Source organism: Paenibacillus sp. BR1-192, assembly GCF_029542445.1.
In the GTDB taxonomy this organism is placed as follows: domain Bacteria; phylum Bacillota; class Bacilli; order Paenibacillales; family Paenibacillaceae; genus Paenibacillus_AQ; species Paenibacillus_AQ lautus_A.
This window is the reverse complement of record NZ_CP120718.1, coordinates 99,006-114,851: the sequence shown is the minus strand read 5'-3', so window position 1 is coordinate 114,851 and position 15,846 is coordinate 99,006. Positions and strand designations below refer to the sequence as shown.

Genomic DNA, 15,846 nt, shown 5'->3' with positions numbered 1-15,846 from the left:
TCATGACAACCTGGAAACTGATTACCTTACAATGCAGAATGGAATTGCTTCGGATGGTACGCAATCCGTATTATATTTTCTGGTCGCTGGCGATGCCGATCCTGTTCTATTTCATTTTTACCCGCGTCGTGAATACGGGGGCGGACGATGCCGGACAATGGCAGGCGCATTATCTCATGTCGATGGCATCCTTCAGCGTCATGGGGACCGCCATCATGTCCCTCGGCATACGACTCGTTCAGGAACGAGTACAGGGCTGGGCCGTATACATGCGTGTAACGCCGCTTCCCGGCAGCGTGTACTTCTTCGGCAAAATGTTTGTGCAGACGGTTATGCATCTGCTCTGCATCATCGTGATTTTCGTAGCCGGCTACCTGATTAACGGCGTCTCCCTCACCTTCGGACAGTGGCTGCTCAGCGGACTGTGGATTCTGATCGCATCCGTTCCGTTTCTTGCCATCGGCACCCTGATCGGCTCCATGAAACGGGTCGATACGGCAAGCGGCGTCAGCAACGGCATCTACTTGGGACTGGCCGTTACGGGCGGGATGTGGTTCCCGATCGAAGCGATGCCTTCCATCATGCAGGCCATCGGCAAGTGGATGCCTTCCTACCATTTCGGCGGAGGCGCCTGGTCGATCGTGCGCGGAGAAGCGCCGGGCCTGGACAATTTCATGGTTTTGGCAGGATATTTGGTCGTATTTATGTTACTATCCACCTATATTCGGAAAAAACAACAAGCCGATTAAGGAGATAGGATGATGGCTTCATGAAAAAATTGAAAGAGGCAAAATCCGCGGGGTTCGAGGTGTTTCCAACGCAGCTGGGGTTTTTCCCCTATTTATGGCTCATTTATATGTCCCTTCCCGTGATCAACATGCTGCGCGAGGAAGGCTGGAAGATGGGGATCGGCTTTGCGCTGATCGGCTTGTTTCTTGTCACCTACCGCCAGCTCTACTTCGCCGCGGGTACCCCTCGTTTCTTTGTGTGGCTGGGCATTCAGATGTCCATCATTTTCATTCTCTGCATGTGGTATCACCCGACCTACATGTACATGGGCTTTTTTACGGCCAATTTCATCGGCTGGTATACCGACCGGCGCAAATTCACGATATCCCTTGTGCTGTTTGGCATCATCGAGACGATTCCTTTAATCAAGAACGCGAGCATGCTGGGAAAGGATCTGCTCTTTATGATTCCTTTCTTTCTCATCATGCTGTTTTCGCCCTTCGGCATCCGCTCGCTGAACCGGCGACAGGAGTTGGAGAGGGAGCTCGCCGAGGCTAACGAGCAAATCCGCAATCTGATTAAAGGCGAAGAGCGGATGCGTATTGCCAGGGATCTTCACGACACCTTGGGTCATACCCTGTCTCTCATCACGTTGAAGAGCCAGCTTGTGGAGAAGCTGGCGGCTAAGGACCCCGTGAAGGCCCAACTGGAGGCCCGGGAGATCCAGAATACCTCGCGGGCCGCGCTTCGCCAAGTGCGTGAACTGGTATCCGACATGCGGACCGCCACCCTGCCCGAGGAATTATTGGAGGCCCAGATCATTCTGGAGAGCGCCGATATCCAGCTGGTCTCCACCGGTGATCCCAAGCTGGAGGGCATATCCGACTTGGCCCACAACATTCTGAGCCTCTGCTTGCGGGAAGCCGTGACCAACGTGGTGAAGCACAGCCAGGCAAGCCAGTGCCGAATCGACATCGAGTCGCTGGATAATGAATGGCGGCTGTTGGTGGCGGACAACGGAATCGGCCTTAAGGGCAAAGATGATCGGGCATCCAGTACCGACAGCAATGGCTTGAAGGGGATGGCGGAACGACTGTCCCTCATCGGGGGCACCGTTGAGGCCGTCTCCGGGCCGCAAGGCACGAAATTGAGCATTCGCGTTCCGATCATCATCAAGAACCGGAAGGAGGACACCACCCATGAGCATCAAAGTGCTGATAGCCGAGGACCAGCGAATGCTGCGCGGCGCTCTGGCTTCCTTGCTTGATTTTGAAGACGATATCGATGTGATCGGTCAAGCCGGCGACGGCGAGGAAGCCCTATCGCAGATTGCCATCCATCAACCGGATGTTTGCTTGCTGGATATCGAAATGCCTGTGCGCAGCGGCCTCGAGGTGGCGGAGGAAGTAAAGCGGCGCGGGTATGCCAGCCGGGTTATCATCCTGACTACGTTCGCCAGGCCCGGTTATTTCGAGCGGGCCGTACAGGCCGGCGTCCAGGGCTACCTGCTCAAGGACGAGCCCAGCGAACGGCTGGCGGAAGCCATCCGGAGAGTGATGGATGGGCGCCGGGAAGTTTCCCCTGAACTCGTATTCGGGACGTTGTCCGGTGCGGGTGCCAACCCGCTTACCGAACGCGAACGGGAAGTGCTGCGGCTGGCCGCAGACGGAAACAGCTCCAATGATATCGCAGCGAAGCTGCACTTGTCCTACGGAACGGTCCGCAACTATATGTCCGAGATTCTAAGAAAGCTGAATGCCAAGAACCGGATCGAGGCCATCTCGTTGGCGGAAGAGAAGGGATGGATATAGGCCGGCAGCCCCTGGAGGCCTTTACGAGGCGCGGGCGGTATGGCTTAATACGGTTTGTAAACGACCGTCCCATAGAGAAACAGCCCCGGGCGTGTTCATTGCCCGGGGCTGTTTTTATCACGGTATCAATTGAATAAAGCTTCCTCTATGGTTTGCATCATTTCAAAAGCGCCGTCGCTGGCATTGGATGCTACGACCAACGTATGCCCGGTGTCCGGATAATACGCGGATCGGAAATTCACGCCAGGGTCGTAGCCCATGACATGATATTTGTACACATTTCCATTCTTCTCGGTGATCCAGACGCCAAGCCCATATTTCAGGTCACTGTCCGGGTCGTGCGAATGGGCAGCCAGCAACTGCTCCGTCATCGATGCCGAGAGCAGCGTATTGGACAAGAGCCCTCTCCATAGCTTTGCCATGTCCGGCGCCGTCACATACGCCCCGCCATCGGCATAACCCTGAATCGGAATGGCATACTGATTCGTTCTCCACGTACCGTCCTCCTCATCGATATACCCGTAAGCCGTATTCGCAGGCAGGCGATCCAGCGGGAAATATCCCGAATCGTTCATGCCGCAAGGCTCAAAAACAAACTGCTGGACATAATCCCGAAACGACAGGCCGGCATGCTGTTCAACGATCAGGCCAAGCAACACAAATCCTGCATTGTTATAGTGGAATCTCTCGCCGGGTTGAAATTTCATGGGCTCATTCTGGAACAAAGGGAGAAAGTCCCTTCCACTCCGGAGCGTATACATCGGCACGGCCTTCCACAAATCCTCAAAGTCGTCCATGACCTCTTCATCAAAGTAATCCGGAACGCCTGAGGTGTGGCTCAGTAGATGAAACACCGTAATCTCCGGGCTAACATGCGGCAGGCGAATATCCAGACACTCGCTCAGCTTGCTGTCCAGCGACAGCTTGCCTTGTTCAATAAGCTGACAAACCGCAATCCCGGTGAACAGCTTGCAGCCTGAAGCGATGCCGAACCTGGTGTCCGCTTGATTCGGGATGCGGTCGGCCCGATTGGAATAGCCGAAGGCGGCATTCCATATGATGTTGCGATTTTGATCCGTTAAGAGCACCGTTCCCGAAAAATGGCTGTTGGCAGCCCATTCCTCCATTTTATGTATCATCTGTTGATCCCATCCTTTATTTAGGATAGGCATATTTTAACATGAATGAGTAAAGGGGATCCCGGTACAAGACCAGTTTAACGAAAAAATACCCCGAATTCCGGAATTGCGTTCCGCCCATCAGAGGGAACTCCGCTCATGTCTGCGCTGCTCCAACTGCGTAACCGTGAGGCTGAAACGTTCCGGATCCACCGGCTTCAATAAATAATGGCGGGCGCCCCACTCCGGCGAATCCGCGGCTTCGGCCGTCACATAGACGATATGAACGTCAGGCTCAAGCAGTACCAGTCTTTCGCCTGCTTCCAGCCCGGTCATTCCAGGCATATCGATGTCCAAAAATACAACATCCGCCTTGCAGGATCGCCATTGCTCTATTGCATCCTGAGCCCGAGTGAACATGCCTGCCACCTGCAGGCGCCCATCACGTTCAATGAGCCGCTGCATATGCATCAGCGCCGGATTCTCATCATCAATCACGATGGCTTTCATGTCGTCAATCCCTCCCCCTATTCGTTGTTCGTCACATCACGGACGAGAAGAAGGCACCTCAAAGCTTACGGAAGTACCGTTTCCGGGCCGACTCTCGATTTGAAGGCCTTTGCCGTACAGCGTAAGCAATCGGGCGTGTATGTTTCGAAGCCCCACGCCACCATCCGAATCGGACGCGGCGGAGAGCAAGGCGTTAACCTTCTCCTCGCTCATGCCGACGCCGTTATCCGAAACGGAAATGGTAATGTGCTCTTCGCGTTCATGAATGGAAATATGGACCGTTCCCCCGGATATCCGCTTCGTAATCCCATGCCGCACCGCGTTTTCCACGATCGGCTGTATACTGAGCGGCGGTACCAAGGCATCTAATGGCGCATGAACATCATATTCAACGGTTAAACGATCCTCGAACCGCGCCTGTTCCAGGAACAAGTAAGACTGCAATAAGGCCATTTCCTTCTGCAGCGGGCCAAGCTGGTCGCGGTTCTGGAAGTCGAAGCTGCCACGCAGATAATGGCTCAGCTCGATCAGCAGCCGCGTCGCTTTGTCCGGATCCGTATACAGCACGGCCAGAATGGTATTCAACGCGTTCGACATGAAGTGCGGCTTGATCTGGGCTTGGAGGAAAGCCATCTCCGCCGAAATGGTCTGCCGAACGGACCGTCGGAGCTCCAGCAGATTCCGGACCCTCGCTCGCAGCTCATCGGCTTCCACCGGCTTTCTCAGGAAATCGTTCGCCCCCGCCTGCAGGCCTGTTCGAACATCGTCGGGCAAGCTTCGGGCTGTCAGCATGAGCATGGGCAGCTCGAAGAGCGTGAATTGCTGCCGGACCGTCATGCACAGCTGCAATCCGGACATCCCCGGCATCATCCAGTCCGTGATGACCAAATCGATCCCTTGCCCCGACCGGATGTGCTCAAGTGCCCGGGCTCCGTTGCCTGCGGTAATCAAATGGTAATTTTCCGCCGATAGCAGGCTGCGAAGCACCTGCAGATTAACCGGATCATCGTCAACCAGCAGCACGGTAGACCCCTTCGAATGCTGCCTAGGCTCATCCTGCTCGGGAACGCGTTCCTTTGCCGCGGCGACCAGGACTTCCCCCGTTCCTCCGAAGCCGGCCCATGTTGCCTGCGGGGGGATTTGCGTAGACGGCAGCATAAAGTGAAAGGCTGAACCCGCACCGGGCATAGACTCGGCCCAAATTTCCCCTCCGCCCAGCTCTACCAGTTTCTTCGTAATGCTCAGTCCGATGCCCGTGCCGCTATATTCCCGATCGGATGCATATCCGATCTGATCGTAGGATTTGAACACATCGACCAGCCGCTCCGGTGAGATGCCGATCCCCGTATCCGTCACCGATATCCGCACATGGCCGTTCAGCGCATGCGCGGTGACCTGTACCGTCCCCGTCTCCGTGAATTTCACTGCATTCCCAAGCAGGTTATACAGAATTTGCCGCAATCGATCCTCATCGGTATCCAGCCATGGCAGATTGTCCGGCCATTCCTGCTTCAGGGAAAGCGGTTTGCCCGCGGCAAGGTGCGTCACCACTTCGAGCACGGATTGGGTGACGGCTTTCAGGTCGACCGGCTGCCGCTTAAGCACAATCTCCCCATTTTTCAATTTGCTAAAATCGAGAATATCATTCACGAGCGTGGATAACCGCTTGCCGGTGGACACAATCATGGACAACTCCCTGGACTGTCGATCGCTCACGGAGCCTGAGCTTCCGTCCATCAGGGACTGGGCAATATTCACGATGCCATGCAGAGGGGTTCGAAGTTCATGCGATGTATTCGCCATAAATTCGTCCTTCAAACCATCCAAGGTCAGCAGTCTTCGGGAAAGCTGGTCTACGTCGGTAAACGCCCTGGAGAAGCGCTGAGCAAGCAGCATCGCCTGCGTTACCACAAACAGCAGCATCTCAAGCGGAACGATGGCCAGGCTGTTGTAAACTCCCATTAAGCTGAGTACATGGACGGCAATCACCACCATAATGCTCAGAATGCCGATCACCATAAATTCCGTATCCGCAGACCTTCGCCAAATTCCCCTTCCCATCACGAACGTGATATATCCAATGATAAATACCGAGAACATATAAATGACCGGCTCCATTTTCGAGAAGACAACCGTGGGCAATGCAAGCCCGATTCCAACGGCTATCATCGTTGCCGCATTGCTTAAACGCAGGGCCCATCGGTGAACAAGGCCATGAACGGCTTCCGCTATATACCGCAGCAAAAAATAATACACGAAGGCGGAAAAAACCAGCTGAATCCGGATGAACCATTCATATGAAAGATCGGGCCATACCGAAGACAACAGCTTCTGGCCGTGCGTAGCCACGTAGATCATCGAGGACAGACAGAAGAGCCCCAGATACAGGAGCGCTTTCTCGTTCCGCTGCATTCGATACAGCAGCAAAAAGTACATAGCAGGAATCAGGAAGCCCGCGAGGGTCATCAGATCGACAAACACGGCGGTTTCACGGCTCTTCATCACCGCTTTCATATCCCCGAATATCAGTGGTGAATAGATGCCGCCTGAAGAATAGATAAAGTTGGTCACCTGGACCAGGATTTCAACTTCCTTCCCGCTTATCTGGGCATAACCGACGTAGGGAATATTGTTCGGTGTGCTCCCCGCTTCCGACATGCCGGGGGAGCCGCTGGCCCCGATCTCCTGACCGTTCATAAAGATCCGGTTAGCCGTCCGTATGTTGCCGGTATGAAGGCCGTAAATGCCTTCCTCCGCCTTTAATCGAACAACCAGCCTAAACGTTCCGACACCCTCTGGCCCGGACTCGCCGTTCTCCGTAACGTAACGGTTCCACTTGCCGGGTATCGATACGACGCTTGTGGGAGACGGCTTCTTCTCATTCGGTGTTCCTTGTCCAAAGCTCTCCGGGGTTAACAGCTGTCCCCGATAGAACTCCCACTCCCCGTTGAGCGGGACCCCGCCTTCCTTCGAAAAGTCCCACGCTGTTAAATCAAGTCTTCCTTGGAAAGCTTCAGGACTTACATTCGGGGTCACGATAAACCGAACGATAAACCATATGGGCAAGAGTATAACCAGTGCCAACCCCGCAAACATCACGCGCCGTTTTTTGTTCATGACTGACCTACTTCTCTATATAAATGTTAGGATTCTGCCAACATAGAGCTGCAAAGCTACCCCAAATATCGGCATTTGGAATCAAGATTGAAGAATCCCCTATAAACTATTCTCTGCAAGCATGAAAAAAACCCTCCTGCCAACCGTGGCGAATTCATCATTTATGAATCCGATTCACGGCTTGCTAGAAGGGCTGACTTATACAATTTACATATTGGACTAATATTTCGCCCACATGGTCAGCAGAATTACCGGGACCGCAAAAATAAGCAAACCGACCCCGATCATCGCGGCGACCTGCAGCATAAATGCTTGTTTGGATGGACCGGACGGCTGCGGTATTCCGCATTGAACGCAACGATTGGAGGCAGCATATACCTTACCGCCGCAGCTGACACAAATCCCATGATTCCTCATGATTAACGCTCCTTTGCTTGTTAAAACAACATCGACATCAAGACATTTCTATATCGGTTAACATGCTGTGATGAATCGAAGCCCGGCCGACCGCCATTAAAAAGCAATCATGGATGCCGGATTTTTATTTGTGAATATTATCACATAAATATGATCACAAGTAAAGACATGAATCGTTTATGATCCATGTTATCGGAACCTCCCCCTTCTGCTGATAAAATCAAAACCTGGAACCGGCACAAAACCAGGAAGCCTGCGGCTCCCTGGTGTATGCTTCTTTCCTGAAATCTAATCCGGACCACCCTGCGGGGAGGGGGGTTATTTGTTCTTGGCATGCAATACCAAGTTTCCTACTCCACCAATCGCAAACAACAAGGAAACGATTCCGAATCCCCATTGCCATGAGCTTCGATCCGTTATGAAAACAACCACCAAGAACGCTATCGCGGCCAAAAAATTAAGCAGTGCCACGATCAAAAATTCTTTTTTCTTCATTGTTCATCCTCTACATTCCTACAGAATCAAGTCTGTCCAGTCTACGTGCCGCTGTCGTGATCATATCATATTTTGGGCTGCGAAGTATGATTGCTTATTCAGGCTACCGTATAAAAGTTATCGTCTGCTCGGTCCACGGCGCACCATCAAAAGCCTTCGCCACTCCCTGAGCAACAATCTCCGCCTTCAGCACGTATTTCCACTTCACCGTAGCCGACCATGCTCCTTCGAACAGAAACGGACTCAATCTGATCTCATGTTCGCTGGCCCAGGCCGCCAAGACCCTTTCCCCATCGATCGTCATATCGAAGCCCTCTTTGAACCATGGATGCTCCTGATCCTTGGAAACACCCGGCGCGTTCATGTTCACATAGAGCGAGATGTCGTCGCACAGCCGCAGCAGGCCAAACTGCCTGTGAATCACGGCTTCGCCCGGAAACGAATAATGATCACGCAGCCGTTTTTGCCGATCCAGCTCGTCATGATAGAATTCCACCAGCGGCGCTTCGGTGGCGTTTTTCATAAATGACGCGAAATGAAGGCTGCAGAGATACCCTGCATACGGACTCATCGCTTCGATCTCATCTACGCCCTTGGTATACATCAGCATCTTTGGCATGACCGGATAATCGATAAAAGTGAACGGAGTCCGGCTTGCATCATTCCAGATCGGCGTATCATCCATCCGAAGCCAGGCGCGGTCATGCTCGGTTATAGCCAGCAGCACTTCTTCCTTAACCGTCTCATCCATAAACAGCTCTCTCCGAAAGCCCCGGGCCACATCGCCGGAGAAGCGGCCATGGTCGTCCTGGGTCGTCATAACAAAAGCATCTTCCGTCTCGCGAATGATCATCCGATCATCTCCCTTCGATTCGTCCTTACCCCAGATAAGCCTTTCGTTTCATCACGGCAATGATATCTCTGGACTGGCCTTGATGCACGCTCGTATCGAAACACGAGATCAATTCCCAGCCGTCAATCCCGTAGCTGTTCAGTAAATCTTCGAATTCTTCTTCGTTCACTTTCCCCCCAAGGAATCCTCCGGTTTTGTATTTCAGCGTTTTGTATTCCCATTGATCCATAGTCGGCATCCCCCGTTATCCCATTGATTTTGACAACAAACCTCGAGACCTTCCAACCTGCAGACATCCATCAGTTCGTATCCCCGACATAGCAAACCGCTGAGCGTCCCGCTTTATCCATCAGCGGCTTGACCAGCGAGCGGGGATATATTCGTATCCCATCCAATGAAGACAAATCGATCCATTCCACGCCCACCTGGTATTCATCCGGGTTATGTCCTTGAAACAGATCCCCCTCATCCGCCAAACGGCATTCAAAATAAAACTCCACTTGGTGCACGTCGGAATCCCATTCCGCGAACTCGTGGTTGGACCCTATGTATTCACGGACATGCAGCAGATCTTGAACTTCCACCCTGCGCCCGATTTCCTCCAGGCACTCCCTAACCACGGCTTGCACCAAGGTTTCGCCCTTCTCTTGCCCGCCGCCAGGGAACAGATAGAAGTCCCCCCATTGGTCTACATTCTTCGTTAAAAGGATTTGGTGATCTCGGACAATCATCGCTTTGGCCGAGTTTCGAATCGGTTTCATGGGCAATCTCCTTATCGTAACGTTTCTTTCTATTTTCTATTGTAGCAAAAATAAATCCTCTATAGGCGAACCCACTGTCTGCATATTGGTACAAACCGATAACAAGCCGGTATACCATGAGCATGCTCAAAGAATACCGGCTTGTTTTGCGCTGGAAGCATAACTCTCGGTCCGGCTCTTTTTGCTAGCGCCTGTATGAGCCATCCTTCCGCTTCTTTAATACGATGACCGCCACGCACCCAACGATCAACAGGATCAGCCCTGCGGCAATCCAATCCTTGATGACCATCCACGAAACACGGGCACCCCCATACTCGCCCTCATAATGAGCCATGAGATAGCCGGCCTGCGTCTCAACCGCTATGGCGGTTTCGGGGGCGATTCCCTGGACCGCATAGTATTTCGTACCCTTCGGGTACACATTGGAGAAGTTACCGCTGTAGGTCCCTTCCCGATCCGTATGGTAGGTGACCTTTCCCACCACGTCTCCAAGCGCAGACGCTTCCACGGGATTTTCCGACATGACATAGATCTTCCCGTCGTTCACGACAAACGAATAAGCCCATGAGGCAAGCGCAGCGGGCGATGAACACATGACCAACAACAGAAGCGTAATCAGCGATATTTTCATATACCTTTCCGTGCGAAGAAAATTCGGCATGGTCCACCTCGGATATCAGAGTCATGTACCTTCGTTCGTAACGGGAGGCTATTTCACCTGCTTGCTCCTGCCATCGACGATCAGTTCGATGCCCGGCTCGTTCGTTCCGCCGGACATACTGTAGGAAGGGTCCGGCTGATCCAAGAAACCGTCAAAGGTTTCGCGAATCTCTATCCGGCCTCGCGGCCGAACCGTAACCACCTTAGGCTCGAAATCAATCGTCCTTCCGCCAATATCAAGGCTTAGCGGGCGTACCGTTACCTGCCGCTCGGTGCCGTAACTGTAAATTTGAATCTGACAGCGTGCCAGAATAGCCTCGTTCTCTGTACGATAATCGCATTTGCTGTCTTTTTTGGTATAGGCGACGCTGGATATTCCGCTCGAATTGAAATTCGCCACAAACATGATGGACTCCGACACGAATGGAAAAACGACGATCCATGCGACACAGCCGATCATTACCCGGCTCAAAATCTTCGGATAAAGCGGGCGATAAATGCTCGTTACCCGCAGAATGCCGATCGTCAATAAGATAAGACCTGCAATAACGGGCAGATGAAGACCATAGTTGCCTTGCTTAGTCCATGGAGAGATCCCTGCCCAGCGGAACAGATCATCCCCGAACGAATAGCCCAGATGCTGATTGGAAATGAAGAGCAAACCCAGGATGATGGCAGAAATGGAGAGGATTTTGCCTTTCAGTTGTATCTCCTCCTCGACGAATCCATTTTCCACATTATAACAAATAAGAAGACCCGTGGTAACCTGCTTTAATCCGCTTTATCCACGGGTTTATTCTCTACGATAGCGAGCCTTGTTCCACTCTTGGCCTCATGCAGCAGCTTCCGGTCGCGATGAATGAGACATAACAGCACGTGAAGGAACACAACTGCGTCCAGCAGCAATATCCCCAGCGCGTACATCGCAAGCAGGACATTAGAACCGGTAACATTAACCGTAATGAACAAGGCATGGAACCCGCCCCATACCACATAGAGCAGGCCGTTGCGGACAATCACTTCCTTCAGCTTCAGATGTTCGCCCGCTCCGCGGATCTGGACCCGGACGACCCATTTCCCCAGCGTCTGCCCCTGCATCATATAAGGCAGCACGATATAATATAAAATCACGGCAAAGAAGTATGCACCCCTCACGTTTATTACGGTCAGCACGCCAATGATCGGCAGTATGACCGCTGCATCAATGCCAAAAGCAATGGCCCGGCGCGTATAACTGACCCGCTTCTGCGACAGATCCACCTTCTCATCCAGACGATCCAGGCGGGGCAGGTGATTTTTCATCCAATCGGCCAGCACGAGGCCCATCATTCCGCCCAGGGTATTCATCAGCAGATCGTCCACGTCAAACAATCGGTACGGGTGATCATAGAAGCCGTAAATGCCGGTCACCTGGGTTACCTCAAAGAACAACGACAAGCCGAACGAGGCCGCCAGACACGCAACCCAGGACGCTCTCGCATAATAACGAAGGAACATGCCGAACGGCACCACGAGTAAGACGTTAAACACGACCTGCAAGAAGGCTCTCTCCTTCAACAAATGCGTGTAAGTCGATGGCACGCCCCATACCACTTTGGTCTCCTTTAAGATGTCCTGTATGAAATTCAGCGGCATCCACTGCATAACCGAGGCCACATCCATCGGAGCATTATGGCGCGAGGCAGGCAAAGGAAGGAGCACAAGATACACTGCGTTCATCATGTACAGCAGGAATAAATACAGCAGAAATCCCCGGAATTTATTAAAATAACCATATTTGCGATACTGCACGATCAGAAAGGGAACTGCGCACAGCAAAGCCGCTATGGGAAAGGTTAAAAATGCATAGGATATCGGAAATAGATAGGCTTCCAGCATGCTCTCGTTCACTCCCTCCGTGATGTTCTACTTCTTATAAAGTACAGGACCAAGTTTAAATGGCGGGGATCCCTTCGTTTAAAATGCGTTTAAAAAACGCATAACCGCTTCAAGGCCGACATGCCTGTCAGCCTCGCGCGTCGCAAACCGAATAACCCACACCATCAGTGTGGGCAGGTCACCATATACAAGACGCATGGATTCAATGTCATCGGAATAACATGGTCGTTATTCCCGCCTTACGCGTTTATGTTGGCGGGAGTCGGCCCCAGCCCTGCTTCCATGAAGTCCCGTTATTCCTTCCGTTTGCCGACGGCTTTTCCAAAGCTAATCTTTCGCGGAAGTCCCAGCTTGAATTCTTCACGGTGCCCATTCCACTCTATCTGGATCGTTAGATCCTTGTTCGGGTTCATCATATCGAGCAGATGCGCCAAATCCAGCGCACCCTTGGTCTCCTTCATGGCAGCATGGTCGGTCCCCACGACGATTCCGCCTTCCTGGAAGCGGCCCGTCATGTCCTCCAGCCGATAGTTAATCTGCCCATGTTCCAGAGGCTCCTTCCCCGAGTACTGAAGCTTCAGCCTTCCGCCAAGCGCATCCTGAAACACGGTAAGCTTCGCATTGATCCTATCCTGATGGGAAACGACATAAGTCGCTTTCCAAGACTCACCCTTACCTATCAAGGTCATGGTTTTATTTCGATTCACGGGACACCCCTCCTCACGCGGAACGACCAGCTATCTCGATTAGGCTTATATACATGATAACGAGCAAAAGAATGAAATGGTTTTTCAACTTTTCAAATAATGGAGGATTGTTGGTGGTCATCATCGACTCGGACCGGATCTGCCGCGCTCCGTCCGATACTCCATAATCCAGCAGTCCCGCAGCTCTCCTTCATGCCGTTCATGCTTCTCCAGCAGCCTGACCTTCCGAAAGCCGCACTTCTCGTAACAAGCGATGGCCCGTTCATTCCAAGCCTGCGGGTCCATCACGATTCGGTCGGCCTGCCTCTGAAACACGAGGTAATCCACCATGGAAGTCATAAGCTTCGTACCGATGCCTCGATTCCAATAATCCGGCTCCCCGATGAATTGATCCGTGGCGAATGTTCTGCCGACCGCATCGTTCCCGTCATACCCATACTCGCCTAACGTATCTTCATCGAGAAGATAGAACTGGATATACCCGATCGGTTTCCCCTCATATTCGATAATGCAGCGAGTCTCATCATCATCCACATAGAAATGCTCCCGCACCCGCTCCACGTCGTGAGGATTGTCCCGTCCCTCGTAATACTGCAGCACATCCGGATTGGACAGCCAAGAAGCTAAGGACGATTCATCTTTCTCCTCCAGCTCGCGAACCGTAATCGGCCCTGCCTCATATACCAGCATCGTTATTCCTCCATCCTTCTTATGGGATCATCCCATTGTTCGTTTCAGATTACATCCGCAACCATCGTAATAGAGGTTCCGCACATGCCTGCCTCCTGGAATCCGAAACGCTCATACAATTTCATAGCTGCGGCATTGTCCGGAGCGACGCTTAACGATACCTTTTGAATCCCCCGCTCCTTCATCCCTCTGAACAATTCCTTCATCAGGGCGGTTCCTAGCCCTTGCCCGCGGGATTCGGGAATCAGCGCCATGCCCAGCTCCGGGATGTCATCGCTCACGTAACCGAACCCTTTGTTCCCTTCATCAAAATACCGGATTGTAATTGAGCCTGACGGCTTGCCAGCTGCATTCACGGCAATGTAGCCCAGATCGCCCGCGCGCCCCCAGTCCTCCACGTATTTTTTCATGAACGGCTCCTCAAGAATATCCCGGCTAAAAGGCTCCCCTCCCTCGGGCACATACAGGGACTCGTACAGCATCTCCCGCAAAAAGGGTGCGTCCTCCCGGCCTGCGACTCGAATATGATATGAATTCATGTACATCTCCCTTTCCGCCTAGATCATCTCTGTCAGCGCCGTCCGTAACGCGAGTCTTTCCGCAGCCAAATCGGACCGTCCCGAAATGATCTAGAATCATCTCCATCGTTCCTCCATACCGACCCATCCAATCGTTCGGCCTCAATTGCAATCGAATAAAAAGACGTCCCCATCGGAACGCCTTCGGATCTGTACTCTATGAATTGGCGATTCACCGGTCTAATCCTGCCCTATCAGCCGGTATTTTTTCGTTTAAACTATTTTGGATCCCTGTTTGTCAGAATGGAACTCCCTCGAAGTACACCACTTCGGCCAGCCGAATATGCAGTGCTTTGTTATCCCCGATCGTCAGTTGGACATGGTCGACCACCACCCCGGATAAAACCCCCTCTACTTTCCCCGCGGTGGTCATGATGACCACCTTGGCCCCTTTATGCCGGAGCAGATGGTCAGTAAATACCGGTTCAACCAACGCTGCGTAGTTCACCGGCTGCGGGATTGCCGGCGTTCGGGGCGCGTAATACGGCGGTATGGGCTGGGGCGGAGGATAGGCAGGGTACCCCGTTGCATAACCTGCAGACGGCGCCGGATAACCGGCTGCGTTGACATGGTTGTTCAATGTCAGACCTCCCTTGCGATTTGAACCCTACACCTTTATGTATGACCGGAAAGGGTCGCCTATGTTATCCCTCTCATATTTGTATAAAAAAGCAAGGATGGCTTTGATCTCCATCGCCGCCCGTTACGCCTTCTGAGCAATCAACTTACTCATCGCATGCCGGTGCGGTATACCCGATGAGTTGCAATCAAAAATGACCTCCGGGCAGCTGTGAATCAGCCAATCGTGATAATGCATCATAAGCTCTCCGGACTTCCAGTCATAAGCATACGGCTCATCCTCGGGAGGAGGCGCAATGAACGGCTTCTGCACGAATACATTCAGGCAGTGGAATCCCTCTGCCGAGGTAAATTTTTTGTAATTGGCAAAAATCTCCTCGCGATACTCGGGTCGGATATAATGCAGCACGCCGCTGGAATACAGCACGTCAAACTCCGAATCCAGACGGTAATCCGATATGTCCGCCTTGAATACGTTCACGTGTACCCCGATGTGATCGGCCAATCGCTTCGTTTTCTCGATCCCCGCATCCGAAACGTCGAATGCCGTGACCTCATACCCGTTGCGGGCAAAAAACACGGCATCCTTCCCTTCCCCGCACCCGATATCCAGCAGCCTTACTCTTTTTGTCGGCGGGATCATTTCAAGCACCTGATAACAGGCTGCGTTCGGTTCCGTGCCCCAATAGTACTCCGGCGTTTTGTACTCTTCTTCATAGATGCTGATCGGCTTGCCCGTCGAAGAATAACCAAACAGCTTATCGATGCTGACGTCCAGCAGCCGGGACAGCTCCGGAAGCAGCGCGATATCGGGCATGGTCTGCCCGGTCTCCCATTTGGATACCGCCTGGAACGTAACGCCCAGCTTATGCGCCAATCCTTCCTGGGTAAGTCTTCGTTCTTTACGGTAACGATTAATATTTTTGGCCAACATGTCTCTCAT

19 protein-coding genes are annotated in these 15,846 nt (G+C 52.5%); 3 read left to right on the top strand and 16 right to left on the bottom strand.

The genetic code is table 11. The annotated features are described in order from the left end of the window. The first annotated feature begins 2 nt into the window (after positions 1-2). Genes P0X86_RS00595 through P0X86_RS00585 form a run of 3 tightly spaced genes read left to right on the top strand, consistent with a single transcriptional unit; the run spans position 3 to position 2,540 of the window. A complete protein-coding gene (locus tag P0X86_RS00595; protein ID WP_012818425.1) occupies positions 3-749 on the top strand; it encodes an ABC transporter permease in 747 nt (248 codons plus the stop codon). A 20-nt stretch (positions 750-769) separates the two neighbouring features. Next, positions 770-1,996, top strand: coding sequence for a sensor histidine kinase (locus P0X86_RS00590; RefSeq protein WP_277747489.1), 1,227 nt, complete (start codon positions 770-772; stop codon positions 1,994-1,996). Further along, on the top strand, positions 1,929-2,540 hold the full coding sequence (locus P0X86_RS00585) for a response regulator transcription factor (protein ID WP_277747488.1): 612 nt from the start codon (positions 1,929-1,931) through the stop codon (positions 2,538-2,540). The genes P0X86_RS00590 and P0X86_RS00585 overlap by 68 nt, the downstream gene beginning before the upstream one ends. Before the next feature lie 125 nt (positions 2,541-2,665). Here the strand turns inward: P0X86_RS00585 and P0X86_RS00580 are convergent, their stop codons facing one another. The 16 genes from P0X86_RS00580 to P0X86_RS00505 all read right to left on the bottom strand — a co-directional run bounded on the left by P0X86_RS00580 (position 2,666) and on the right by P0X86_RS00505 (position 15,846). Then, positions 2,666-3,679: a serine hydrolase domain-containing protein gene (locus P0X86_RS00580; RefSeq protein ID WP_096777136.1), complete on the bottom strand. Its 1,014-nt coding sequence runs from the start codon at positions 3,677-3,679 to the stop codon at positions 2,666-2,668. Positions 3,680-3,799: 120 nt separating this feature from the next. After that, positions 3,800-4,168, bottom strand: coding sequence for a LytR/AlgR family response regulator transcription factor (locus P0X86_RS00575; protein ID WP_277747487.1), 369 nt, complete (start codon positions 4,166-4,168; stop codon positions 3,800-3,802). Between the two features lie 36 nt (positions 4,169-4,204). After that, positions 4,205-7,285, bottom strand: coding sequence for a hybrid sensor histidine kinase/response regulator (locus P0X86_RS00570; protein WP_277747486.1), 3,081 nt, complete (start codon positions 7,283-7,285; stop codon positions 4,205-4,207). 219 nt (positions 7,286-7,504) lie between these two features. Next, positions 7,505-7,702 (bottom strand): hypothetical protein, encoded by a 198-nt coding sequence (locus tag P0X86_RS00565; RefSeq protein WP_012818421.1) that lies wholly within the window; start codon positions 7,700-7,702, stop codon positions 7,505-7,507. A 318-nt stretch (positions 7,703-8,020) separates the two neighbouring features. Further along, entirely contained in the window at positions 8,021-8,197 is a 177-nt protein-coding gene (locus tag P0X86_RS00560) for a hypothetical protein (protein WP_009595674.1), read from the bottom strand. A 103-nt stretch (positions 8,198-8,300) separates the two neighbouring features. Continuing rightward, positions 8,301-9,050, bottom strand: coding sequence for a DUF3891 family protein (locus tag P0X86_RS00555; RefSeq protein WP_277747485.1), 750 nt, complete (start codon positions 9,048-9,050; stop codon positions 8,301-8,303). Between the two features lie 25 nt (positions 9,051-9,075). After that, on the bottom strand, positions 9,076-9,279 hold the full coding sequence (locus tag P0X86_RS00550) for a DUF4177 domain-containing protein (RefSeq protein WP_009595662.1): 204 nt from the start codon (positions 9,277-9,279) through the stop codon (positions 9,076-9,078). Between the two features lie 70 nt (positions 9,280-9,349). Continuing rightward, positions 9,350-9,811, bottom strand: a complete 462-nt coding sequence (locus tag P0X86_RS00545; protein WP_012818419.1) for an NUDIX domain-containing protein — start codon at positions 9,809-9,811, stop codon at positions 9,350-9,352. 184 nt (positions 9,812-9,995) lie between these two features. Then, on the bottom strand, positions 9,996-10,472 hold the full coding sequence (locus tag P0X86_RS00540) for a hypothetical protein (RefSeq protein WP_277747484.1): 477 nt from the start codon (positions 10,470-10,472) through the stop codon (positions 9,996-9,998). 48 nt (positions 10,473-10,520) lie between these two features. Continuing rightward, the gene (locus P0X86_RS00535) at positions 10,521-11,207 is read right to left on the bottom strand and encodes a cytochrome c oxidase subunit 3 family protein (RefSeq protein WP_277747483.1); all 687 of its coding nucleotides are present in this window, start codon (positions 11,205-11,207) and stop codon (positions 10,521-10,523) included. Positions 11,208-11,242: 35 nt separating this feature from the next. Further along, complete coding sequence (locus P0X86_RS00530; protein WP_096777131.1) at positions 11,243-12,349, bottom strand: VanZ family protein; 1,107 nt, start codon at positions 12,347-12,349, stop codon at positions 11,243-11,245. A gap of 293 nt (positions 12,350-12,642) precedes the next feature. Next, positions 12,643-13,056 carry a hypothetical protein gene (locus P0X86_RS00525; RefSeq protein ID WP_277747481.1) on the bottom strand — a complete coding sequence of 138 codons (414 nt, stop codon included), beginning with the start codon at positions 13,054-13,056 and terminating at the stop codon, positions 12,643-12,645. Positions 13,057-13,176: 120 nt separating this feature from the next. Continuing rightward, complete coding sequence (locus P0X86_RS00520) at positions 13,177-13,746, bottom strand: GNAT family N-acetyltransferase (RefSeq protein WP_277747480.1); 570 nt, start codon at positions 13,744-13,746, stop codon at positions 13,177-13,179. Positions 13,747-13,790: 44 nt separating this feature from the next. Next, positions 13,791-14,285 carry a GNAT family N-acetyltransferase gene (locus P0X86_RS00515; protein ID WP_036662817.1) on the bottom strand — a complete coding sequence of 165 codons (495 nt, stop codon included), beginning with the start codon at positions 14,283-14,285 and terminating at the stop codon, positions 13,791-13,793. A gap of 277 nt (positions 14,286-14,562) precedes the next feature. Continuing rightward, on the bottom strand, positions 14,563-14,904 hold the full coding sequence (locus tag P0X86_RS00510) for a DUF2642 domain-containing protein (RefSeq protein ID WP_277747479.1): 342 nt from the start codon (positions 14,902-14,904) through the stop codon (positions 14,563-14,565). A gap of 123 nt (positions 14,905-15,027) precedes the next feature. Continuing rightward, positions 15,028-15,846 carry a methyltransferase domain-containing protein gene (locus tag P0X86_RS00505; RefSeq protein ID WP_277747478.1) on the bottom strand — a complete coding sequence of 273 codons (819 nt, stop codon included), beginning with the start codon at positions 15,844-15,846 and terminating at the stop codon, positions 15,028-15,030.